Below are 24,562 nucleotides of genomic sequence, written 5' to 3'. Positions count from 1 at the left end.
AGAATTCAATCATATTATGTCTGGGATTGTTTTTTGGTCTTTTAAGATAAGATAATAAATAATACTAAATAATTTATTATACTTATTTATTAATGAATAGATTTAATATGTATTTTTGGGGGATGTACTATTGTGGAAAATCAAACTGGAATGTTATCAATAAAGAAGATTCGAAAAATAAATTTTTTATTTAGTTTTATATCTTTTATTTTAATGCTAGTAGCAAGCATACTCTGTTTTTGGAGTAGTCATAGATTTTTAGGAGCTATATGTGTACTGTTGGTAGTAGTTTCAGTAGTTAATGCACTTAAAATGGATGATATGTATATCTCTTAGATTAGTATACAATCAAAGGATTCTGACAAAATTGTAAGTTTTCATATAATAAATGTCAGATTACTTGATTATATTCTTGCTAAAATGTATTTAAAGAAGACGGTGGAGTACATAATGTAAAGATGAGTGATGAATATTTTATATAATCATAATCTGTCAAGGAAGGATAAATGAAATATGGGTAAGGCTTTAAAAATTTATTTGCTTTTTATGATGGTAGTGTGTTTTATCATGTCAGCAATAAGTGTAGTATTTTTAGGAAAAGAAAATTATTTGCTTGGTTTGCCAACATTTGCTATTGCTGGATCTTTATTATGGAAAATAATGAAGTTTAATATGGATTTAAGAAGTTTAAAACAATTCTGAACAATAAAATATTAAAAGAGAGGTAATGAGATGGGAGAAAATAAAATTCCTGTTTTAAATGCTGGTCAGTTGCAGTTGTTGATTTCAATTATAATATGTTTATCTATCGTTGTAGTAAGTTTAATTTTAATTAGTCAAGGCAAGATCGGATTAGGTATAAGTGGTCTAGTCTTATCAGTTGCATCAACAACAATTGCTTTTAATATAAGTGAAAAGCTTTGGAGTGATGAAGAAATCGAAGAGTAAAATTTAAGGATAGTGGGATATAAATTTTTCACTATCCTTTTTAATATTACGAGGGTAAAATATGATTTTGTTATTATTATTTTTAGTTATATTTGGGGTTGTTTTAGTAATATCAGGAAATAATACAAATGATAAATCAAGGATGGTCACGGGATTTGTTTTATTATTGGTATATGCAGTTTTATTTTTATATTTGGGAGTATTATGATAAAAAAACAAAAGCTATATTTTATTCTTACAGTTATTGTTCTTTTACCAATTTTAATTTATTTAAGAACAGTGGATTATTCAATGGATGGAAACTACAGACATATTGATGTTCAAGAAATACCTGAATATGTCCCTAAACTAAAAATAAAAAAAGGTTTAGTACTTCCTTATTCCTCTAAAGATAATCTACAGGTAACACAAATTAAATTATTAAACTATAATAGAAAAATTGTAAATCTAAATAATCTCTCTTGGCCTTTAAGACTTAAATTTAATTATGAAGATGGATATTTTTCAAATTATAATATGCCAGATATGGAAGGTGATTTCAGTGATCACTGGTATAAAAATGAATCCAAAGCTCTAGAAAGACATGAAAATGTCAAAAAAAGGTTCTCAAATGCTGAAGGTAAATTAGAAGATATCGCTTATCAAGATTTTACAAAAAACTTACAAGATAAGATATGGGTAATTAAGTATCCTGAAAATGAGAATTATGATAAGGTGAAATTATCAATAAATAATGCAGAAATTTTTTATAAAGATGGCTCAAGTAAAAAATTCAGTGTTCAAAATGTTAAGGTAACGATCGGTATGGCGCAATATTATGATGCAGATACTAACGATAAAAAATATAAAGATTATATAGCTAGTCTAGATAAAGCTTTAAAGTGTACAACTATTGAACAAATGGAAAAGAATGGCATAGCAACATCATTAGACTTTAATATATCAGATTATAAGTATACAAGTCTCTCTTTAAACTTTATACCATCCAGTCATGATGACGTTATTTTAAGTAGAAATGATGTAATTTTGTATGATGAGTGATTTATAAAGTTTTTGATATTGGTTTTATATTAACCAGGTCTATTATCTCTTTAACTGATTAATAAAAATAAAAAGCTTAGAGATTTAACCTTGAGGGGTCGAAATTTCTAGCTTTTTCCATGCCTTCTTGATAAGATAGATTCATGAATGAACAAGACATGATGATGCAGGCATTGAGTAAGGCCTATATAGATGGTAGCAGTGGTCAGGCAGATAGAATCCACGCGCCAAAATTACTCAAAAACGATAGAGAAAGCAAAGAGACAGTTCTCGCTGCAGTCCTTCGAGATTTGGAAGACTGTCAGACTTTTGATATATCTACAGCCTTTGTTACAAAGGCTGGCTTGGCCCTCTTAAAAACTACTTTGTCAGATTTAGCTGATAAAGGTATTTCAGGTAGGCTTGTTACCTCTACCTATTTAGGATTTAATAATCCATTAGTATTTCGTGAACTTTTAAAAATTCCTAACCTTGAAGTGCGTGTTTCAAATTTAGAAGGATTCCATGTTAAGGGATATTTCTTCAAGAAAAAAGATTATAACTCTTATATTATTGGTTCTTCTAATTTGACGGATACAGCTCTTAAAACTAACTTCGAATGGAATTTCAGATTTACCTCAAAAGTTAGCGGAAATACAGCTAAGGAGCTGGAAAATGAATTCGAAAATCTTTTTAATTCATCGAATGAACTTACAGATTCCTGGTTAAAAGAATACGAAAAAAATTATGTATGGCCGAAATTCAATTCAGTATCAAACCAGATTCCCCGTGAACTTGAAAAATTAGAGATTATTCCAAATTCCATGCAGGAAAAGGCTCTTGATAATCTTGAGCTTTTGAGACGGGATGGAAAAGAAAAGGCTCTTTTAATTTCAGCAACCGGGACAGGGAAAACATACTTATCAGCATTAGACGTTGCACAAGCAAAGCCTGATAAGGTCCTTTTCATCGTTCATAGGGAACAGATTTTACTTGATGCAATGGAGTCATTTAAAAATGTACTTGGCGGCTTTGTTAGTGACTATGGATTTTACACAGGTACGCAAAAAGACCTTTCATCTAAATATATTTTTGCGACAGTACAATCACTCTCAAAGGAAGAAAATTTATCAAGTTTTGCAAAGGATCACTTTGATTATATTTTGATTGATGAGGTCCATAAGGCAGGGGCAAAATCATATCTCGATATCTTGAATTATTTCCAGACTAAATTTCTGCTAGGAATGACAGCAACTCCTGAAAGAACAGATGATTTTAATATTTTTCAACTTTTCGACTACAACATAGCTTATGAAATTAGACTTCAAGATGCAATGGACGAAGATTTACTTGTACCCTTTCATTACTACGGAGTAACTGACTTTGAAAAAGATGGAGACTTTATAGATGATACAGCTAGTCTCAGTCGTTTAATAAGTGAGGAAAGAGTAGATTATCTTTTGGACAAAATTAGCTACTATGGTGTATCAGGAGATAAGGTTCGAGGTCTAGTTTTCTGTTCAAGCGTTGATGAATCACGCGCTATGAGTGAGATTTTCAATGATCGTGGTTATAAAACACGCTGTCTGTCTGGGAGTGATTCTATCCTTGAACGCGAGCGACAGATTGAACTTCTTGAAGCAGGGCAGCTTGACTACATTTTTACCCGCGATATTTTCAATGAAGGTATTGATATTCCAAGTGTCAATCAGATTGTTATGCTGAGAAATACTGAGTCCAATATTGTCTTTATCCAGCAGCTCGGACGAGGACTTAGAAAACATCATTCCAAAGATTACACTGTCATTATTGACTTCATCGGTAACTACAAAAATAACTATTTAATTCCCCAGGCTTTAACTGGTGACAACACAGCAAGTAAGGATTCGCTCCGTCGGGACCTTTTTGCGACGAATTATCTATCTGGTCTTTCATCTATCAACTTTGAAGCTATCGCCAAGGAAAAAATTTACGAGTCTATAAATTCGGTAAAACTTGATTCAGTCAAGTTTCTCCGTGATTCTTATAACCGTTTGAAAAATCGTTTGGGGAAAATTCCTATGCTACTTGATTTTGAAAAATTTGCGGAAATCGACCCATTCATTCTTGCCACAAAATTTGATACTTATCCATCTCTGTTAAGGAAGATTGAACTAGAATATGATGGTAAATTAGATGAAGATGAATTCGTTATGCTAAGATTTTTTGGTCGTGAACTTCTAAAGGGAAAATCAAAAGGAGAATTACTTTTACTTGAATATTTAATGGAAAAAGAGAACATATCAAAAGATAATTTCTTTGACCTCTGTCACAATTTAGATATTCTAATGGATGAAGAAACTTTTAGAACATTAGTTAAAGTTTTAAATATGACCTTCTGGACATCTATTTATAAAAAAGTTTACTCAGTTCCTTTTATTAAGTATGATGAAAAGTCACAGCTTATATCAAAATCTGATGCCTTAATTTCTGCCTTGGAAAATCCAGATTTTGTTGAAAATCTGATAGATTATCTTGCTACTGCAAAAGTCAAAAACCACAACTTTGACAATAGACAAGCTATGACACAAGGTCAAAAATATGAAAAACGTGATGTTACTAGATTTCTTAACTTTGACCACCAAGAAGTTGACTTGGCAATTGCCGGCTATAAAATAAGACCTGATAAGAAGAAAATGATGATTTTCTTGACCATGACAAAGACTGAGGAATCAACAAGTACTCAGATTAAATATGTTAATAAGTTTATCGGAAAATCTAAAGTTTCTTGGTATAGCAAGCGTAAAAGAAATCTTAATAGTCCTGAAATCAAGGCACTTTTAGACTATGAGAATAACGGGATGGAAGTCTACGTCTTTATCAAAAAGTCGGATGCCGAAAAGGAAAGTGACTCATATTTCGTTGGACGAGCAAGACCACTTCTTGAAACTATCCGTGAGTGTAAGATAGATAAACATGATGGAAGTCAAGAAGATGTTGTTGAGACATACTTTGAGTTTATCGATAAGGTAGATGATGATTTGTATGGGTATTTACTTGGTTAAGATAAAAAACTGCCTAATGAGCAGTTTTTTATATATTTTGTATATAATTTAAGGTATAATTAACTTCCAATAAAAGGAGGTGATGATTATGAAGATACTACTGATTGGCTCGCCAGGCTCTGGTAAGTCAACTTTCGCAAGTGAAATTGAACAAATTTCTGATATACCCATATTACATTTGGATAAGATTTGGCATACAACGGATTATAGTCAAGAGGCTGAAAAGTGGTTCGTTTCAGAGCAAGAAAAATTTATGACGGGTCATGATTCATGGATTGTTGATGGAAATTATTTTGGTTCGATGGATACAAGGCTTAAGTACGCTGATACTGTGGTTTTATTAAATATTTCTAAGTATAAGCGTGTCTATAGAATTATTAAACGTTCTATAAAGCGTCGTTTGTCTAAAAGGAGCCAAGCAGACATGGCTTCTAATTTTTCGGAAAAATTTGATAGAGAGTATTTTGATTTCTTGAAGTTTGCTTGGAATTATGACAAGAATTTTGAAAGTAAGGAAAAAGAATTAGGAATTGTTAATCCCATAATCATCAGAAATAAGAAGGACAAGGGAAAATTTATAGATAGTTTGCTTAGAAACAGTAGGAAAAAATCATGAAAATAATTTTAATTGGCTCACCTGGTTCTGGGAAATCAACTCTTGCGCGTGAGATTGAGAAGTTAGCTCAAATTCCAATTCTCCACTTGGATAAACTATGGCATACAACCGATTATAGTGATAAGGCTATAGATTGGTTTATCAAAGAGCAAGAAAAATTCATGGATGAGAATGAGTCTTGGGTTATTGATGGTAACTATTTCAATTCAACTATTGAAAAAAGACTATCTTATGATGATGTAGTTGTTGTAGTAATTCAAATTCCTAGATATAAAAGAATCTATAGAATCCTTAAGCGTAGCGTAAAACGTCGTTTTTCAAAAGAAAATCGTCCGGATATGGCTTCAAACTTTTCAGAGAAATTTGATAAGGAATACCTCGACTTCTTGAAAATTGCTTGGACTTACGATGAAAAAGTTGCTCAAAGAATGATTGATTATGAAATCAAAAATCCTATTATCATAAAAAATCAAAGAGATAAGGAAAATTTTCTTAATATGATTAGTCAGTAGTCACGTTTCACAAAGTTACGTGGCATTTTTTGTTTCTATTTAAGAAAACATTAGGAATTTGTGCTAAAATAAGTAAATAAATTTGTACAAGGTGGTAAAACTGTGAGAGTAGTTGCAGGTGATTATGGAGGGCGTCCACTTAAGGCGCTTGACGGTAAAACAACGCGTCCAACGACCGATAAAGTCAAGGGTGCCATTTTTAATATGATTGGACCTTACTTCAATGGTGGTAGGGCTTTAGATCTTTTTGCAGGTAGCGGAGGACTTTCCATTGAAGCAGTTAGCCGAGGGATGGACGAGGCTGTCTTGGTCGAAAAAGATTTTCGTGCGCAGAAAATAGTCATGGAGAATATCAAGATGACTAAGGAAGATAGTAAATTTACTCTTCTTAAGATGCCAGCAGAAAAAGCAATGAATAGTCTAGCTGCTCAAGGTCAAAAATTTGACTTAGTTCTTCTTGACCCACCCTATGCTAAAGAAGAGATAGAAAATAATATTCAATTTTTACAAGATAAAGATATGCTCAGCGATGATGCTATCATTGTATGTGAAACTGACAAAAGCGTTGATTTATCTAATGAAATTGGTAGCTTTGAATTAATAAAACAGAAAGTTTATGGAATAAGCAAAATTTCTATTTACGAGAAAGTTTTAGATCAAGTTGAAGAAGAAAATAATGAAGATATGGAGCAAGTAAATGACTAGCAAAGAAAAGATTGGTCTTTTTACAGGGACCTTTGATCCATTGACTAACGGACATTTAGATATTATTGAAAGAGCTAGTAAACTTTTTGATATTCTTTATGTTGGAATTTTCAAAAATGACAGTAAGAATCCTCTCTTCACAACTGATGAAAGAAAGGCGATGATTTCAAAAGAAGTTGCTTCTTTTAAAAATGTTAAGGTTATTGTTCATGAGAAAGATTTAACAGTAAATATTGCTAAAAAACTAGGTGTAACTTCACTTGTTAGATCTGTTAGGAATGCACAGGATTTAGCTTATGAGAGTGAAATGGTCTTTTTTAATCGCCAAATGACAGGTGTTGAAACTATTATTTTGGTAGCGAAACCGGAGCTAGAATATATAAATAGTACTCGTGTTAAGGAAATTTTTAAACTTGGTGGAGATGTTAGTCCGTACTTACCGGCTGAAATTTTAAGAGAGATGGAGAAAATTAGTGACTGATAATAAAAATCCAATACAGATTCCTGAGGAAAAGAAAAAGAGATTTAGTATCTCAACAAGCACAAAAATTGTAATTGGGATGATGGTAGCTCTAGTTATTTTACTTTTCCCACTATCTGATTACTATATTGAAGTACCAGGTACAACTGAAAATGTGGCACCTATGGTTAAGGTGGATGGAAAAAATAACGATAAAGAAGAAGGTGGTTTTTACCTAACTACAGTTCAGATTGGTAAGGCAAATCTTGCAGGTATGATTAGATCTAAGCTAAGTCCTTTTGCAGATATTTATACTGCTAAAGAACTTATGGGGACGTCTAGTAATGAAGACTACAACCGAATGAGCATGTTTTATATGGAAAATGCTCAGAATATGGCAATTTATCAAGCTTTCAAGTTGGCAAATAAACCATTTGATTTACAGTATAAGGGTGTATATGTACTGGAGGTTACCGATGATTCAACTTTTAAAAATGAGTTACATGTTGCGGATACCTTAACAAAAGTTAATGGAAAAGATTTTAAATCTTCTAAAGAGCTGATTGACTATGTTGGTGGACAAAAAGTTGGAGATGAAGTTAAAATAACTTTCCTTGATAGTGGTCAAGAGAAAGAAGCAACAGGAAAGATTATTAAATTAAAAAATGGTAAGAATGGGATAGGGATTTCTTTAGTTGATAGAACTGAAGTCAAGAGTACGCCTGAAGTAACAATAGATGCTGGCGCAATTGGTGGACCTAGTGCTGGTCTCATGTTTACTCTAGAAACTTACGAACAAATTACAGGAGAAAACTTACGAAATAATCGTCAAATTGCTGGTACTGGGACTATTGAAAATGATGGAAGTGTCGGCCGTATCGGTGGTATTGATAAAAAGATTGCTACTGCAAGTAAAAGTGGTGCTAAAATCTTCTTTGCGCCAGATGATGAAATCACTTCGGATATGAAAAAAGCAGATCCAAAAATTAAATCAAATTATCAAGAAGCTCTCGATGCCGCTAAAAAGTTGAAAACTGATATGAAAATTATTCCAGTTAAAAATGTAGAAGATGCTCTTAAGTATTTGAAAGAAAATAGATAAGATATATGTCTAAAAAATAAGATAAGGGTTATGTATGAATACCCTTATCTTATTTTTTTATAAGTTTGTTAATCACATATCAATTTTGTGTTTTATTAAAATCAATCTGTGATATAATATTAGATGTAGAATCTTTAAAGTTATACATATATAAGAGGAGAAAGACTATGAAAAAGAAGCCAATTGATGTTAGTATGCTCGCTATGCCAATGAGTCGTAGTAGATATGGAGATGATCCTTATTCTACAAAACTAGTTGAAAAATTTGAGGATTTCGATGAATTTAAAGATCTGCAAAAGTTTATAGGTAATAGTGATAGTAATAATGAGTGGGTGTTCAGGTCAGTTATCGCAAAGGATAAATGTGTAATTAAGTGGCTAAAAAAACATGCTACAGAATTCGAACAACTGCTAATTGTGTCGGTAGGTCTTGATACAAAAGCAGATGCACTAGATTGCCTGCAAGATAAGGAATCATATGGCCTTGATATTTGTAAGGATGATATCCTAAATATATATGAATACGCAGGAATAAAAACTAAAACTAAAATTCTTCAATGTGATTTGGAAAAAGACGTCAATGATGAACTTTTAGCAAATCTTATTGAAGAAGGTTTCGATATTAAGAAAAAAACATGTGTATTGTGGATTGGTGCATCATTTTATATTAGTAAGGAATCTATAGATCATACACTGGATTTTTTCGATAAGAATATTAATATAAGTCACTTCGTAATTGACTTCATGAACAAAAGTGTATTTCAACCACCAAGAAATGAAACCGTAAGACTCCAACTTGAAGCTTTACAAGGATCAGAACTAGTATGGAAAAGTTTTTATTCGTATGAAGAAATCCAAAATTTGTATCGAAAACATGGATTTGAAAATATAGAGATTATTTTCCATGGAGAAGCAGAGTATGAAGCCTATGGGGAAGTCACTTTGGAAGATGACATGATGTTTACATCTTTCGCTATAAGATAAATTAATTAAGCTTTCAAATTATTTTAAGGAGAATTTATGTTTGTATTTGATTCATTTGAGATAAAAGGTAACCATATTTGTAAATTAGTCTTACCTGAAAAAGTTTATTCACAGGATTTGTTTCAAATAATTCAGGACGAACATGATCGTATTCAAGAGTGGTTGCCGATTCCAGAAAAGACAAAAACACTTGAAGATGAAGAAAACTTTATTGAATATGTGCAGAAAAAAATGATTGAAAAGAAGCTATTTACACTATGTATTCTTGTTGATAACAGGGTTGTAGGAACAATTGACTTACATGACATCAGCCATAAACATAGAAGAGCAGAAATTGGTTATTGGATTTCAGGCAAGTGGGAAGGCTATGGTATAGTAACCAATGCTTGCAAATCGATAATAAATTATGGTTTTTCTGTTCTTGACTTACATAAAATTTATATTGAAGTAGATAGTCAAAACTTTAAGAGTCAAGCAGTCGCTCAAAGACTAGGATTTTCAAAAGAAGCTCACTTTAAAGAAGTGCTAGTTCATAATGGAGATTATCATGATTCTATTTGGTTTGGATTAGTTAATGAGAATAACTAAAAATCAGCAGTCATTGACTGCTGATTTTTTAAATTTTTAATCTAGGTAGTGATAAGGGGGATACCAAGATTAAATAGTCCGGGATATGACTATAGTGATTTTTTTGCTTCTTTTATAAGTTTATCAACTTCTGAAATCTTAGCTTTGCGTTCGCTTTCGTCAGCGTTAGAAATCAGTAAAGAAACAAGATTTGCTGCATCAAGTCCTTCGTATTGATTAAGTACAAATTCTTCTTGAGAAAGTGTTGGTACATAAGTACGAGTAAGAACAGTACCGCTGTATGTGATACCATCAACAACTACTAGTTCTTTTTTCAAGAGTTTTTTCAGAGTACTTTGAATTGTACTCATAACAAGATTTGAATCTGCTTCAAGAATATCTTTTGATGTCATTGGAATGGCCTTATTCCATAAGATATCCAGAATTTCTAGTTCTTTAGGATTAATTTTTTGCATAGTTTGAAGTCCTTTTCTTTCTTTATTTTTTATAGAGAATCCTTTAATAATAAAAGAATTCTTTTGTTAAGTTTACCACTTTTAGCTTAAAGTACAATTAATTATGCCTGGATGTCCATTTTTAGTTGTTTTTTTGTTATTCAAGTAAAAAAGAACAGTAATCTGTCCCTTAGCAACTTTACTATTATATATTGTTTTATCAAAAAAGTTTAGTATTTTTTTTAATTGAAAAATAAATTTAATATTTATACATAGTGTGAATAAATATTAAATTGTAATTGCTAGTAGATCTATCCGAATAAAAAACTTGTAATGGGAAATGCAGCAAGAATGAGAGAACATAGCGTTTACATAATTTAATAAGTTAGGTCTATAATTCTTTATAACTAATAAGCTTAATCGGGTAATTTATCATATACTTTAACATGTTTAAAAGTTGCACTACGCTTAATAACCTCAAAGTCTTTTTCATTATAAGAATTACAGAATTGTCCTTTTTTATAATAATCATATTTATCATCATTTTTAACAAAGAACTCAGTAGAAGAAGAAGTCTTATTATTTACAACAGAGTCAGTTTGTTTATTTACACTTTTACCATCATCTTGTTTGGAAGATAATTTCTTTTCGCCTTTATTATATATTTTCATATCTTTAAATTGTTCACTTTTAAGTAATTGTTTTGTTTCTTTTTTATCTTTATTAAGAGCAAGTGAGCCGTTAATATAGAATAAATAGGATTCTCCATCTTTGATTATATAGGAAGTTTTAGGATCAAATGATAGTATTTCCGTTCCCTCTTCTTCTGGAGGGAGTGAATATGGTTCAAAAACAATTGAAGATAAAATTAAAAATCCTAGCAAAAGTAGTGGAGCGAATATGAATTTGATAAACTTATTATTAGATTTTCTTTTATTGTAATTTAAGATATTTTTTGATCTGTCTAGCAATAAGTCTTTATTTCCTGATACGGCAAAATATGAAGTAAGAGCAGCTTCATCATTAGTTTGTAACTGTTTACTAACATTTAGTAATGTTTCCACGTATTTGATTTTGTCTTCATTGGTATTGTTTTTTTCAAGAACACCTTCATCAACTCTTATTTCTAATATTTGGTCCATCTTATCTTTAAAGATATACCCAAGAGGATTCCACCAATAAACTATCATTATAAATTCGTAAAAGTACTTTATTATTAAATCGAAATTTGAAATATGTAATACTTCATGACTTAGTATGAAGTTAAACTCTTCTTTACTAAGATTGATATCAGGGATAATAATTGTAGGGTTTATTAAACCAATAACACTAGGAGAATCGACAACTGGAAGATATAAAATATTTATAGTACGTCCATTTATGTTAGTTTTCATGCTTTTTTTAGAAAAAAGTTTCACAAAAGAGTGCAACCTCAAACTTTGTTTAATTAAAATTGTAAGTTTCACTAAGCTACCGACTATCCAAATTGCAAAGATTATCATATAACCTTTAACCTCAAATTCCTTTATCTGAAATATGTCAGCAATAAATATATCTTGTATTCGAGGCATAACTGTTTTGGAGGGAATGGTTATCGTATAATCAAACTCCAAGGGAAAGATAGTACTTAGAATAGAAAGAGATATTATGAAAAATAGGATATTAGTATTAAATATCCTATTTCTGTTAAGATTTTTTAAGCTTACTGCTACTACTACTAGTAAAAGTGAATTTATTACCATCTTGGTAAATATAGTAGATAAACTAATAATCATATATTAAAGTTCTTTCTTCTTATCTTTGATAAGTTTTTCAATTTCAGAAATTTCTTTTTTGACTTCTTGTTTATCGGTACCACCTAATAGAAGAGATACTAAGTTTTTAACTTTTAGACCTTCATATTGGTTAAGTACAAATTCTTCTTGAGAAAGAGTTGGTACATAAGTACGAGTAAGAACGGTACCGCTGTATGTGATGCCATCAACAACAACTAGTTCTTTTTTCAAGAGTTTCTTTAGAGTACTTTGGATTGTGCTCATAACAAGATTTGAATCTGCTTCAAGAATATCTTTTGATGTCATTGGAACGGCCTTATTCCATAAGATATCCAGAATTTCTAGTTCTTTGGGGTTAATTTTTTGCATAGTTTTGAAGTCCTTTTCTTGCGTTTATTTTTTGTAGAGAATCTTTTAGTAGCAAAGAATTCTTTTGTTAAGTTTACCACTTTTAACTTAAAGTACAATTAAATATGATTTAAAGATTTGTTTCAAATTGTTTCTTGTTATTCAAGTAAAAAAGAACAGCTATCTGTCCCTTGGCAACTTTACTATTATATATTGTTTGAGCAAAAAAGTGTAGTATTTTTTTAAATTGAAAAATAAATTTAATATTTCAAAAAACTCTATAAAAATAAAAAGAAGGACTAAATGCCCTTCTCTTGATATTTATTCACTTAATTCAGATTCTTTAATCGCATCAATAATTTTATCAGCATCTTCTGGAGAAGCATCTTTGATTGCATCTGATAAGAATCTAGCAACTTCACCCTTGCTGACTTTTTTACCTGTCAAATCATCAGGTGAGAAGTTTTTAAGAACAGTCGAAGCAAGTTTAGCTAATTGAGTTGGAGATAATGTTTTAACTACATTATTGATTGCTTCCTTAACTCCTTGAGGTAATCCATCAGTCAATGTTTCAATTTGTTTGGCTAAATCTTCAGGAAGGAAATTTTTCCCCAATTTTTCTAAATCTTTCAAATCCATAATTCTCTCCTTTATTTTATAATATAATAGTCTAGCTACATACATTATGCTATATTTTGTAAACGTTGTCAAAAGAAAGTGAAAGATATATTTTTGTTTTTTTAATTATCAATAGATTCAATACAACTTCCCTTTAAATTTATTTGAAATAAATATATAATTAGAGGAACATATACATATAGATGAAGAAATGTAGGGAGGGTAATCATGGAGCAAATTAAAATCTTACATATAAATGATCTTCATTCTCATTTTGAAAAATTTCCCAAGATTGAGCGCTTCTTCAAAAGTCATGCAGAGGGAACTACCTTGGCTTTTGATATCGGTGACAATGTTGATAGAAGTCATCCTTGGACAGAAGCGACTCTTGGTCAAGCGAATATTAAATTACTTAATCGCTTGAATCTTACAGGTGCAACAATTGGAAATAATGAAGGACTAAGTCTTGAGCACGATTCCTTGGATCACCTGTATGATGAGGCTAATTTTCCAATAATTTTATCTAATATCAAGGATAATGGACAGGAACCAGAATGGGCGATTGAAAAAATGATTGTTGAAACTGAGACCGGGTTAAAGATTGGAGTTCTTGGCTTGACATATCCGTACCCTCTAGCCTATATTCCCTTTGGCTGGGACATTAAGGATCCTCTAGAAAGTTTAGACAGGGTTCTACCTACACTGGACTGTGATTTTACAATTCTTCTTAGTCACCTTGGAGTAAGATATGATGAAAAAATTGCTAATGAATATGATATTGATTTAATTTTAGGTGCCCATACCCATCATGTCTTTGAAGTCGGGGTTGAAAAAAATGGAACTTTATTAGCTGCTGCCGGATGTTATGGTGAATATATTGGAGAAATTACTCTGGAATTTGATGAACAAAAAAGACTGATTTCATCAGATATACATGCTGTTCCAACTAATTCTCTTCCAGCAGAAAAGCCAGATTTGACTACTATTAATTCCTGGAAGATCCGAGGAGAAAAACTCCTCGCAGAAAAAGACCATATATCTTTTGGACATGCTTTAACAAATACTGCTCCTAATTTTGAAGCATCAAATCTATTGGCAAGAATATTTTGTGATTATGCAGATGTTCCTGCTGCTATTTTAAATAGTGGACTTATTGTATATGATTTTCCACAAGAAATTAGCCCACAAGAATTACTTGAGATTCTGCCTCATTCAATGAGACTTGTTAGATATAAGGTTAGTGGAAAAGAATTAAAAGAGATTTTACCAGAAGTTACTAATGTAGCTAGTCTTTTAAAAACCCAACAAATTCATGGAATGGGTTTTAGGGGTAAATATTTTGGTGATTTAATCCTTTATGGAATGTCGTATCAAGTATATAATTATAAAGAAGAATTTTTGTACCAAGGTCAAGAGATAGAAGATGAAAAAGAATATGAGTTTGTAGTACCTGACCAATATTACTTTGCTAAGTACTTCCCTAGCCTAAAGAATAGTGGTGAGGCAGAGATTCTTTTTCCAAAATTTTTAAGAGAGATAGTATATAATTATTTGAAAGGAAACCATGGCTAAGAAAGAAATATCAGAAGAAATGATGAATTATAATCGTTTTCCTGGCGAACATGTCATTGTAAATAAGGAACAAGTATTAATTGGCGCAAAAGTTTTTAACCTTGTATATAATTACCGTGATGGTTTCGATGCTGAAAAGTTAGAACAAAGATTTTCAGAAGTTCTTACTAAGTATGATTATATCATTGGTGACTGGGGACATGAGCAGCTTCGTCTTAAAGGTTTCTATTCAACATCTCGAAAACAAATGTCAGATGAAGAAAAGATATCATCAGTTCAAGATTATATGGATGAGTACTGTAACTATGGGTGTGCTTTCTTTATTATCAAGAGACTTCGCGGACAAGAAAGTAAGGAAGTAAAAGACAAAGATTTCAGACCTGCTAGGGGTGAGCGAAACAGTAATAATAGTCGAAGAAACCGAAAACCAAATAGTAAACCACATCATCAGGATAATAAAAAGCAACAGTCGAATGTTTCAAGTTCACAAGATAATAGAAAAGATGAACATACAAGTAATTCTTCCACACATAAGAAAAGACCCAATAGAAGGAAGAATCCTAATAAAAAGGTAGCTTACACTGAAGAAAAAGTTTATAAGATTGAAGAAAAAAAACCGCATCATAATCGTAAGGTATCAGAAAAAAATGTACAGATAAGTAAGGTTAAAAAAGAAAGACATAGCTTTACTATTGTTCAAAAAGAGGACAAGGACTCAAACTAACCTGTTGTCAATATCAAATAAAAGTGATAAACTGATAAAATTGACTAAAGACAAAGGAAAAAATAATTTAGAATGAAACCTTCGATATATGGATTAACGCTTGCCGAGCTTACTGACTGGGTATTGGAAAATGGACAAAAGAAATTCCGTGCTAAACAAATTTGGGAATGGCTTTACCGTAAACGTGTAGATGAGTTTTCTCAAATGAGTAATTTATCTAAAGATTTAATTGAAAAATTAGATGAAAATTTTGTTATTAACCCACTTAAGCAAAGAATTGTGCAAGAATCTGCTGATGGAACTGTAAAATATCTTTTTGAGCTTCCTGACGGTCTTTTGATTGAGACAGTTTTGATGCGTCAAAAATATGGTTTATCTGTATGTGTAACTACTCAGGTAGGCTGTAATATTGGATGCACTTTCTGTGCAAGTGGTCTTCTTAAGAAGCAACGTGATTTGACTTCTGGTGAGATTGTAGCGCAAATTATGCTAGTGCAAAAATATTTTGACGAACGTGGTAATGATGAGCGCGTGAGTCATGTTGTCGTAATGGGTATTGGCGAACCATTTGATAACTATGACAATGTGATGAATTTCTTATATACAATAAATGACGATAACGGACTTGCTATTGGAGCTCGCCATATCACTGTTTCAACAAGTGGTCTAGCACCAAAAATCCGCGAATTCGCCCACAATGGCTTACAAGTTAACCTTGCTGTAAGCCTTCATGCACCAAATAATGATGTTCGTACTAGCATTATGCGTATTAATCGTAGTTTTCCAATTGAAAAATTATTTGAAGCTATTGATTACTACATTGAAGAAACAAATCGCCGCGTGACATTTGAGTATATCATGTTAAGTGGGGTAAATGATCGTCCTGAACATGCACAAGAACTTGCGGCTCTTCTTAAGGACAAGAAGAAACTTGTTTATGTTAACCTTATTCCTTATAATCCGGTTAGTGAACATGACCAATATAGTCGTTCTTCAAAAGAAGACGTTATGCGTTTTTATGATATCTTAAAGAAAAATGGTATTAACTGTGTAGTTCGCCAAGAACATGGTACAGATATTGATGCAGCATGTGGTCAATTACGTAGTAAACAATTGAAGAAAAAAGAAGCATAAGTGTAAAAAGACTTGTTAAGGCAAGTCTTTTTTCCATCCCTAAATTTATGATTTTCAAAAAATTAAATATCAAAAATCACAAAAATACATGTTAAATCGCCGTGAATTGATAAAAATTGTGAATAATTTTATAGGCATTATCTTTGACGAAAACGTTATCATTCTTTATAGTTAAGTTGTAACTAAATTAACAATATTACTAATATAAATGGAGGAATTATAATGTCATTAATCGGAAAAGAAATCGTAGAATTTTCAGCAGATGCTTATCACAATGGGGAATTCATCACAGTGACAAGTGAAGATCTAAAAGGTAAATGGAGTGTAGTATGTTTCTACCCAGCAGACTTTTCATTTGTTTGTCCAACTGAATTAGAAGATTTACAAAATCAATATGAAGAATTAAAAGGTCTAGGAGTAGAGGTTTATTCAGTATCAACAGATACTCATTTCGTTCACAAAGCTTGGCATGATGACTCTGATAAAATTGGTAAAATCGAATATATTATGATTGGTGACCCATCACATGCTATTTCAGCTGGTTTTGAAGTACTTGGAGAAGATGGTCTTGCACAACGTGGTACATTTATCATTGATCCTGACGGAATCATTCAAACAGTAGAAATCAATGCGGGTGGTATTGGTCGTGATGCAAGTGGACTAATCGATAAAGTTAAAGCTGCTAAATACGTTCGCCAACATCCAGGTGAAGTATGTCCTGCTAAGTGGAAAGAAGGAGAAGAAACTCTAGCTCCAAGTATTGATTTAGTTGGAAAAATATAGATTGGTTGAGGTAATCTGACATGTTAGATACAGAAATTAAAAAACAGTTAGCTCAATATTTGCAACTTTTAGAATCAGATATTGTCTTCAAAGCAAGTTTAGATTCTAGTGAAAATTCAGCAAAAGTAAGAGAATTTTTAACAGAAATTGTTGAAATGTCAGAACGTCTTTCACTTGAAGAAGCATCTTTGGAACGTACACCTTCATTTGAAATCAATAAGCCAGATGAAGTAAGTGGAGTAACATTTGCTGGACTTCCACTAGGTCATGAATTTACTTCATTTATTCTTGCTCTCCTTCAAGTGAGTGGTCGTGCACCAAAGGTTGATGATTCAATAATCAAACGCATTAAAACTATCAAAGAAAATCTTAAATTTGTTACTTATGTAAGCTTAACTTGTCACAACTGTCCAGATGTTGTTCAAGCCTTAAATATTATGTCAGTAACAAATCCAAACATCAGTCATACTATGGTTGAGGGTGGAATGTTCCAAGATGAAGTTGATGCCAATGGAATTATGGCGGTTCCTACTGTTTTTCTAAATGGTGAAGAATTTGCTGGCGGACGTATGTCTATTGAAGAACTAGTTGATAAGGTTGCAGGCTTTGATACTGAAGAATTTGCTAATAAAGAAACCTTTGACACTTTGGTAATCGGTGGTGGTCCTGCTGGTGCTAGCGCAGCAATTTATTCTGCCCGTAAAGGAATTAAAACAGGTATTGTTGCTGAAAAATTTGGTGGACAAGTAGTCGAAACAGTTGGTATTGAAAATATGATTGGTACTATCTACACTGAAGGACCTCAATTGATGTCATCTGTTGAAGCACATGTTAATGAATATGAAGTTGATATCATGAAAGGCCAAAAAGTAACTGATGTCAAAAAAGAAGATGATTTAATAAAGGTTGAACTTGAGAGTGGAGCCACACTAGAAACTAAATCATTAATTATTTCAACAGGTGCTCACTGGCGTAATATGAACGTCCCAGGTGAAGAAGAATTCCGTAACAAAGGGGTTACTTATTGTCCACACTGTGATGGACCGTTCTATGCAGGTAAAAATGTAGCTGTTATTGGCGGAGGAAACTCTGGTGCCGAAGCTGCAATTGATTTATCAGGTATAGCTAAGCATGTTTATATACTTGAGTTCGCTCCAGAAATGCGTGCAGACCAAGTCTTACAAGACAGAATTGCTAATACAGATAATATTTCGGTTACACTGAATGCAGCAACAAAAGTGATCAAAGGAAATGATGCTGTTGAATCAATCGTTTATGTTGATCGTGATACAAATGAAGAACATGAAATTGCTTTAGAAGGAATATTTGTTCAAATCGGACTCCTCCCTAATACAGCATGGTTGAAGAATACGGCAGTAGAATTAAACGAACGTGGAGAAGTAATTGTTGATAAGCATGGACAAACAAATGTTCCGGGAATCTTTGCTGCAGGAGACTGTACAGATTCGGCCTATAAACAAATTATTATCTCAATGGGAAGTGGTGCAACAGCAGCCCTTGGAGCATTCGATTACCAAATTAGACAGTAAAGAAGTTTTGAGACTATCGTTAAATATACTATACAAGAAATCAGATAGTTCATTTGCTGCAAGGAATTATGAACTATTAACAGAGTAGTATTTAAATATTTTGATAGACGAAACTCGATAAAAGAAGTTTTGAACCGATCGTTCAAATTTTGAATTTAAAAGACCATATAGTTTAAATCAAATGATTAAACGGTGTGGTCTTTTTTATCTTTCGAATTATTATTTATCACTAAAAGTTTTTTAAAAAAAACGGCCAATTCGACCGTCTAAGTTTATAAAAATTAATTTTGTCTTTGGCTTCCATCCATTGCACTTTGAATATTGTATCGTTTCTTAAGCAAATAACGAATACCAAGTGCAGCAGCACCAATTATTAGAGTAGCTATTGGAGAAAGTGAAGGATTAAATGATTTAGGTAATAGAGAAGCAAGGATAAATATAGCAATCCAAGCAAACATAGCCAATGTTAGTATAGCAAATGATTTCCAACGGCTACCATTTTTTTCAGTTTGTGCTTTGTAATAATTGTTGTACATTATATACATAACCACAGCAGCTCCAGCACTCATAAGAACAAGAGTAACAATACCATATGTTTGAGGAGTTTTGCTAAATATGCCTACAGCGCCGTTAACCACAGCAAGTACACCCATCAAAAGAAGGAAACTATCAAGCCACATTAAATATTTATTAGTATTTTTCGGCTTATCACTAGATTTACCACTAGCCGTAGTTTTTTCAATAAATTGATCAGTATAGGCAGTAGGAGTTCCCAGCAGCGCACGAGCAGTTAAGCCACTTTTTTGTTTTTCAACTATGCTAGGTATCACATCTTCTAAAATTGTCTTAATTTCTTCATCAGATTTACCAGCATCAGTTAATTGTCTAATTACAGTATGAAAATAGTCACTATTTTTACTCGTTAATTGTTCCAAATATTCTTCCATTTTGAACCTCTTTCTGTTTCATCACTTTGGTATTTTACCATATAAAAGCGTTTTTTTATAGATGTTTCTTGGAAAAGAAGCACATTTATCTCAAAAAAATCTTAATATCTGATATAATAAAGACATGTTAATTGTGAATGAAGATTTATTTGATATAGATGATGCAATAAATAAAATCGTGGAAAATTTTTTGAACTTTGAACAAGTCGTCAAGTACAAAAAAGTTCAAGCAGATTTTCAAGCAGACAAAGAACTGCAAATTAAAATACGTCTCTATGCCGATAAAAGTCGAAAACTAGAAGATAGTAAAGAATATGTAGCTTATCGTACAGAACTTAAAGAACTTCAAAGAGAAGTTAGAGCTTTACAAAGAGAGATTAATTTGAACGAGCATGTATATGCCTTGCGACTTGCAGAAAATGATTTGCAGTCTCTTATGGCAGAATTGACTCATGATATAGTAGAAACGGTATCTGAAAGTATTTCTGTAGATGAAGGACTACCTTTCTCTGGAAAAAAACATCATGGAAAAGGAGGATCTTGTGGAAAATAGTTTGGAAATTCAAAAAAGAAGAGCGCTTTATATTTATTACAACAGTTATAAACATACTAGACAGCTAAGGAAATTTGGCGAACCAGTTTATACATCACGTAAATTACGCTATGTAAAGATATATGTAAACGAAGAGGAAGTTGAAGAAGTAAAAGAAAAAATTGAAGCACTTCATTTTGTAAAAGAGGTTCAATTAAGTTATATTCCAGATCTTGAAATGGATTTTTCAGGTAATTCAAGTGTTCGCGTATAAAAGAATAAGAATTTTTGAGCCTAAAAAGCTCTTTTTCTTTACTTAATATATGAAAAACTTTTCAATCAAAATAGTTTACAAATGTAAATTAAAGGATTAAGATTACATATGTAAACAAGAAAGAATATTATATAAAATGTTATTTTAAAGGAGAAAATTATGTCATTCTTAGAAAATCTTGAAAAACGTCGCTCAATCTATAACTTAGGTAAAGACATTGATGTTGACCAAGCAATTGGAACAATTAAGGAAGCTGTTCGTCTTAGTCCTTCAGCATTTAACAGTCAAACAAGTCGTGTTTTAATTTTAACAGGAAAAGAACAAGATAGACTTTGGGAACTTGTAACTGAAGACTTAAGGCTTACAATGAGCGAACAAGGTGCATCAACTGAAGCTTTTGAAGCTACAAAAGCAAAACTTGCATCATTTGGAGCAGCAGCAGGTACTGCGTTATTCTTTGAAGACCAAGATATTATTAAAAATCTTCAAGAACAATTTCCTATCTATGCTGAAAATTTCCAAGGTTTCAGTGAACAACACACAGGGATTGCTGCTGTAAATGCATGGACAGCATTAGCTGAAATTAATGTTGGTGGAAATTTACAACATTATAATCCATTAATTGATGAATCAGTTGCGAAAACTTGGGGAATTCCTACAAGTTGGAAACTTCGTAGTCAATTAGTATTTGGTAGCATCGAAGAAGCAGCCGGTGAAAAAGAATTTATGAATGACGAAGATCGTTTCAGAGTATTTAAATAATATAAGGGATGCTTAAGTTATATTTCAGTTTGTTTTAAGCAAGCAGATTTATACTAAGTTCACTCCTAAAATAATAGCTCATAGCAAGCTGTAAAAACTTTTTCATAAAACTCCGAATCCAATAACCTTATGGTTATTGGATTTTTTATGTTTGTTAAATGATGTCAAATGATTATTTTTTATAAAACATAAAAATATTTTAGGTTAACCTAACAAAATCCTTTACATATGTTTTTTTTTGTTCTATACTTATCCTAGAATTAAGACAAGAATAAAAATGCCTTATATTTTATTAAAATAAATTTATTGAAGAGGAGAGAACATATGTCGAATGATAATAATTTCGTAAGGTATGCGAATGGACCGAGCTTAGAAGAGATTAATGATACTGTTGATATACCAGAGGGAGGAAGTTTTTGGAAAAATCTCCTTGCTTTTTCTGGTCCAGGTGCCCTTGTTGCTGTAGGATACATGGATCCTGGTAACTGGATAACATCTATTGGAGGTGGAGCTCAATATGGTTATCTTTTGTTATCTGTGATTCTATTGTCAAATTTTATAGCCATGCTATTGCAATATATGGCGGCTAAACTTGGTATTGTGACAGGAATGGATCTTGCTCAGGCTACTAGAAAGCATACTAGTAGGAAATTGGGTTTTATACTTTGGATTGTTACTGAACTTGCAATAATGGCAACTGATATTGCTGAAGTAATAGGAGGAGCGATAGCATTAAATCTATTATTTGGAATACCTATTGTATATGGGGTAATTCTGACCGTATTTGATGTATTTCTATTGTTATTTTTAATGAAGTTGGGGTTCAGGAAGATAGAGGCTATAGTAATAACATTGATTACTGTAATCTTGATAGTCTTTATTTATGAAGTAGCCCTTGCTAACCCTAGTTTTGCTGCAATTATGCATGGTTTTGTTCCGCAAAAACAAGTTCTTCACAAAGGAGAACTTACAATGGCCTTAGGTATCGTGGGTGCAACAGTAATGCCTCATAATCTCTATCTTCACTCAGCTATTGCTCAAAGTAGGAAATATGATAGGAATGATGAAGAAAAGGTTGCAAAAGCAGTTCGTTTCACAACATGGGATTCAAATATTCAACTGACAGTTGCTTTTGTTATTAACTGTTTGCTACTTATTTTAGGGGCAGCAATGTTTTTTGGAACAAAAGAAGACTTAGGAACTTTTACAGCACTTTATGATGCTTTGCAAGATAAAAATATTGCAGGATCTGTTGCCAGCCCACTTTTAAGTACATTGTTTGCAGTAGCATTGTTAGCAAGTGGTCAAAATTCAACTATTACCGGTACCCTAACTGGTCAAGTAGTTATGGAGGGGTTCGTTCATATGAGAATTCCAACTTGGGCACGTCGATTGATTACTCGAGCCATATCTGTACTACCAGTTCTTGCCTGTGCAATATACTTTAATGGGCGAGAAACAGCTCTTGATGATTTAATGGTCAGCAGTCAAGTATTTTTAAGTATTGCTCTACCAGTATCAATGGTCCCACTAGTGTATTTCACAAGTAGTGAAAAAATTATGGGTAAAAGATTTAAAAATAAACCAATTATTGCTGCACTTGGATGGTTGTCAGCAATAGTCCTTACAATTTTAAATATTCAACTTATCATTGGAATGTTTTAAATGGGTAATAGAAGAGGTATTTAGCTTGTAGCTAATATCTCTTTTTTGTTATAATAATAAAAATTGAAAGTTGGTAATTAATATGAAAAAAATATTTGATGAAAAATATGAATCTGATGGAATAACAAGTCGAAATGTGTGGGTAAGTGAAGTACCTCTTCTAAAGAAAATTGAATATGGTAAAATTGTTGACTTAAATGATCCAGAAAAACAAGATTCTATTTTATCTGTCATTAAAGAAGTTCTAGCAGAAGAAGATTCAGCCGATGAATATAACTTCTATTTTTATTCTGATCAAACAACAAAAGATGCATTGGATGAAAATATTCGTCCGTCACTTATGGTTCAAATTTCAGAAGGAAGAGTATTTAGTCATGTTAATATGTCTGACTATGATTTTGCTACAAATCTTCAAAATCTGCTTGATGCTAGTATGAATTTGGAAGAGAAGATCGAAGAAATTCTATAGTTTCACTTGAAAAATAATCCTAAAAAGCTATAATAATTTTAAAGACAACTTGAAGATTTAAGTTTTTCCTAGCGATTCGGGGATGATGGAAGCCTGATAAAAACACTTATTCAAGACTACTTTGAAAAACACTTTGGAAACTTTGTGCGTGGCAGTCGCGTTAAGACTAAGAGGGAATGGCGATTTTTCGTACATTCTGAATTTAGGTGGTACCACGTTTACAACGTCCTTTGTGTCAAGCAAGGGATTTTTTTTATGAAAAAGTGTACAGAAGGAATTAATAGATGAAAGAAATAAATAATGAAATTGATGTAGATTATTATCGAAATCTGGCATTGCAGAAGAGAAAAGTACATCAAAAATTTTTAGCAAGTCTGAAAAAAAAGCCACCTAAAAATCTAGATAAGATTACCAAGTCGATTCATGAGGAAGTTTTCGAGGAAGTGGATTGTACAAAATGTGCCAACTGCTGTAAATGTTTAGGACCATTATGGACGGAAGCAGATATCGAACGAGTTGCCAAACGAGAGAGGATGAAGCTCGCTGACTTTGAAGATGCATATCTTAGAGTTGATGAGGATGGAGACAAGGTTTTTCAATGTATGCCATGTCCATTTCTAGGCCAAGATAACTTGTGTGATATATATGATGTGAGACCAAAAGCATGTAGGGAGTTTCCCCACACGGATCGCAAGAAAATATATCAGATCAACAATCTTACTATTAAAAATACAGAGTATTGTCCAGCAGCATATCTATTTGTAGAAAAGTTGATGGCAAAGATGCAAGGTTAAGGTTAAGTTAAGCTATACCACGACCGAAAAGTCAAAAAACTATAATAAAAGGTGTTGACTAATGCCCTTTGGGCAACGTTGTCGATAAAACTAAAACGAACATAGTTCGTAAGTTTTATTCGCAGCCGACTGCTAAGAATTTGTATACTCTAATATTTGCTCTGCAAATAACGATGTCGATATGACCAATGCCACTAAAGTGA

At 32.1% G+C, this 24,562-nt stretch carries 26 protein-coding genes and 1 pseudogene; 22 read left to right on the top strand and 5 right to left on the bottom strand.

From position 1 onward, the window contains the following. The first annotated feature begins 513 nt into the window (after positions 1-513). The 11 genes and pseudogenes from BG262_RS00795 to BG262_RS00745 all read left to right on the top strand — a co-directional run bounded on the left by BG262_RS00795 (position 514) and on the right by BG262_RS00745 (position 9,978). Positions 514-702 carry a hypothetical protein gene (locus BG262_RS00795; protein WP_070786991.1) on the top strand — a complete coding sequence of 63 codons (189 nt, stop codon included), beginning with the start codon at positions 514-516 and terminating at the stop codon, positions 700-702. Between the two features lie 30 nt (positions 703-732). Continuing rightward, positions 733-948 carry a hypothetical protein gene (locus BG262_RS00790; protein ID WP_070786990.1) on the top strand — a complete coding sequence of 72 codons (216 nt, stop codon included), beginning with the start codon at positions 733-735 and terminating at the stop codon, positions 946-948. Positions 949-1,152: 204 nt separating this feature from the next. Then, a complete protein-coding gene (locus BG262_RS00785) occupies positions 1,153-1,989 on the top strand; it encodes a hypothetical protein (protein ID WP_070786989.1) in 837 nt (278 codons plus the stop codon). 143 nt (positions 1,990-2,132) lie between these two features. Then, positions 2,133-5,012 (top strand): DEAD/DEAH box helicase, encoded by a 2,880-nt coding sequence (locus tag BG262_RS00780; RefSeq protein WP_070786988.1) that lies wholly within the window; start codon positions 2,133-2,135, stop codon positions 5,010-5,012. An 88-nt stretch (positions 5,013-5,100) separates the two neighbouring features. Next, positions 5,101-5,628, top strand: a complete 528-nt coding sequence (locus BG262_RS00775; RefSeq protein WP_070786987.1) for a P-loop NTPase family protein — start codon at positions 5,101-5,103, stop codon at positions 5,626-5,628. Then, a complete protein-coding gene (locus BG262_RS00770; RefSeq protein WP_070786986.1) occupies positions 5,625-6,140 on the top strand; it encodes a P-loop NTPase family protein in 516 nt (171 codons plus the stop codon). The genes BG262_RS00775 and BG262_RS00770 overlap by 4 nt, the downstream gene beginning before the upstream one ends. A gap of 96 nt (positions 6,141-6,236) precedes the next feature. Next, a pseudogene (gene rsmD, locus BG262_RS00765) lies at positions 6,237-6,845 on the top strand (16S rRNA (guanine(966)-N(2))-methyltransferase RsmD); the annotation flags it as partial. Beyond that, complete coding sequence (gene coaD, locus BG262_RS00760; RefSeq protein WP_070786984.1) at positions 6,838-7,326, top strand: pantetheine-phosphate adenylyltransferase; 489 nt, start codon at positions 6,838-6,840, stop codon at positions 7,324-7,326. The pseudogene rsmD and the gene coaD, both read left to right, overlap by 8 nt. A gap of 79 nt (positions 7,327-7,405) precedes the next feature. Further along, a complete protein-coding gene (locus BG262_RS00755) occupies positions 7,406-8,407 on the top strand; it encodes a SepM family pheromone-processing serine protease (protein ID WP_083312848.1) in 1,002 nt (333 codons plus the stop codon). 167 nt (positions 8,408-8,574) lie between these two features. Continuing rightward, positions 8,575-9,390, top strand: coding sequence for a class I SAM-dependent methyltransferase (locus tag BG262_RS00750; RefSeq protein ID WP_070786983.1), 816 nt, complete (start codon positions 8,575-8,577; stop codon positions 9,388-9,390). 36 nt (positions 9,391-9,426) lie between these two features. Continuing rightward, positions 9,427-9,978 (top strand): GNAT family N-acetyltransferase, encoded by a 552-nt coding sequence (locus BG262_RS00745; protein WP_070786982.1) that lies wholly within the window; start codon positions 9,427-9,429, stop codon positions 9,976-9,978. Between the two features lie 89 nt (positions 9,979-10,067). Here the strand turns inward: BG262_RS00745 and BG262_RS00740 are convergent, their stop codons facing one another. The 4 genes from BG262_RS00740 to BG262_RS00725 all read right to left on the bottom strand — a co-directional run bounded on the left by BG262_RS00740 (position 10,068) and on the right by BG262_RS00725 (position 13,174). Continuing rightward, on the bottom strand, positions 10,068-10,433 hold the full coding sequence (locus tag BG262_RS00740; RefSeq protein ID WP_070786981.1) for a BlaI/MecI/CopY family transcriptional regulator: 366 nt from the start codon (positions 10,431-10,433) through the stop codon (positions 10,068-10,070). A gap of 395 nt (positions 10,434-10,828) precedes the next feature. Continuing rightward, positions 10,829-12,154: a M56 family metallopeptidase gene (locus BG262_RS00735; RefSeq protein WP_233278806.1), complete on the bottom strand. Its 1,326-nt coding sequence runs from the start codon at positions 12,152-12,154 to the stop codon at positions 10,829-10,831. A 36-nt stretch (positions 12,155-12,190) separates the two neighbouring features. Beyond that, positions 12,191-12,556, bottom strand: a complete 366-nt coding sequence (locus BG262_RS00730; protein ID WP_070786979.1) for a BlaI/MecI/CopY family transcriptional regulator — start codon at positions 12,554-12,556, stop codon at positions 12,191-12,193. Positions 12,557-12,856: 300 nt separating this feature from the next. After that, a complete protein-coding gene (locus BG262_RS00725) occupies positions 12,857-13,174 on the bottom strand; it encodes a hypothetical protein (protein WP_070786978.1) in 318 nt (105 codons plus the stop codon). Between the two features lie 207 nt (positions 13,175-13,381). Between BG262_RS00725 and BG262_RS00720 the strand changes: the two genes are divergently transcribed. The 5 genes from BG262_RS00720 (at position 13,382) to ahpF (ending at position 18,916) form a co-directional block, all read left to right on the top strand. After that, entirely contained in the window at positions 13,382-14,725 is a 1,344-nt protein-coding gene (locus BG262_RS00720; RefSeq protein WP_070786977.1) for a bifunctional metallophosphatase/5'-nucleotidase, read from the top strand. Next, positions 14,718-15,449 carry a YutD family protein gene (locus BG262_RS00715; RefSeq protein ID WP_070786976.1) on the top strand — a complete coding sequence of 244 codons (732 nt, stop codon included), beginning with the start codon at positions 14,718-14,720 and terminating at the stop codon, positions 15,447-15,449. The genes BG262_RS00720 and BG262_RS00715 overlap by 8 nt, the downstream gene beginning before the upstream one ends. A gap of 72 nt (positions 15,450-15,521) precedes the next feature. Further along, positions 15,522-16,583, top strand: a complete 1,062-nt coding sequence (gene rlmN, locus BG262_RS00710) for a dual-specificity RNA methyltransferase RlmN (protein ID WP_070786975.1) — start codon at positions 15,522-15,524, stop codon at positions 16,581-16,583. A gap of 222 nt (positions 16,584-16,805) precedes the next feature. Then, entirely contained in the window at positions 16,806-17,366 is a 561-nt protein-coding gene (gene ahpC, locus BG262_RS00705) for an alkyl hydroperoxide reductase subunit C (RefSeq protein WP_070786974.1), read from the top strand. 20 nt (positions 17,367-17,386) lie between these two features. Further along, entirely contained in the window at positions 17,387-18,916 is a 1,530-nt protein-coding gene (ahpF, locus tag BG262_RS00700) for an alkyl hydroperoxide reductase subunit F (RefSeq protein WP_070786973.1), read from the top strand. Positions 18,917-19,197: 281 nt separating this feature from the next. On the opposite strand, the gene BG262_RS00695 is transcribed toward ahpF, so the two are convergent. Next, positions 19,198-19,863: a DUF1129 domain-containing protein gene (locus BG262_RS00695; RefSeq protein ID WP_070786972.1), complete on the bottom strand. Its 666-nt coding sequence runs from the start codon at positions 19,861-19,863 to the stop codon at positions 19,198-19,200. A 124-nt stretch (positions 19,864-19,987) separates the two neighbouring features. Here BG262_RS00695 and BG262_RS00690 point away from each other — a divergent pair, with 124 nt between their 5' ends. The 6 genes from BG262_RS00690 (at position 19,988) to BG262_RS00665 (ending at position 24,359) form a co-directional block, all read left to right on the top strand. Next, positions 19,988-20,416, top strand: a complete 429-nt coding sequence (locus BG262_RS00690; RefSeq protein ID WP_070786971.1) for a YlbF/YmcA family competence regulator — start codon at positions 19,988-19,990, stop codon at positions 20,414-20,416. Beyond that, positions 20,406-20,669, top strand: a complete 264-nt coding sequence (locus BG262_RS00685; protein WP_070786970.1) for a DUF2129 domain-containing protein — start codon at positions 20,406-20,408, stop codon at positions 20,667-20,669. The genes BG262_RS00690 and BG262_RS00685 overlap by 11 nt, the downstream gene beginning before the upstream one ends. 159 nt (positions 20,670-20,828) lie before the next feature. Next, positions 20,829-21,431: a nitroreductase family protein gene (locus tag BG262_RS00680; protein WP_070786969.1), complete on the top strand. Its 603-nt coding sequence runs from the start codon at positions 20,829-20,831 to the stop codon at positions 21,429-21,431. Between the two features lie 324 nt (positions 21,432-21,755). Then, positions 21,756-23,096, top strand: a complete 1,341-nt coding sequence (locus BG262_RS00675; protein WP_070786968.1) for an Nramp family divalent metal transporter — start codon at positions 21,756-21,758, stop codon at positions 23,094-23,096. Between the two features lie 82 nt (positions 23,097-23,178). Continuing rightward, positions 23,179-23,565: a hypothetical protein gene (locus tag BG262_RS00670; protein WP_070786967.1), complete on the top strand. Its 387-nt coding sequence runs from the start codon at positions 23,179-23,181 to the stop codon at positions 23,563-23,565. Between the two features lie 284 nt (positions 23,566-23,849). Beyond that, on the top strand, positions 23,850-24,359 hold the full coding sequence (locus BG262_RS00665) for a YkgJ family cysteine cluster protein (RefSeq protein WP_070786966.1): 510 nt from the start codon (positions 23,850-23,852) through the stop codon (positions 24,357-24,359). Positions 24,360-24,562: the final 203 nt, after the last annotated feature.

Source organism: Floricoccus penangensis (genome assembly GCF_001832885.1).
Classification (GTDB): Bacteria; Bacillota; Bacilli; order Lactobacillales; family Streptococcaceae; genus Floricoccus; species Floricoccus penangensis.
The sequence above is the reverse complement of the archived record's forward strand: the minus strand, read 5'-3'. Positions and strand labels throughout refer to the sequence as shown.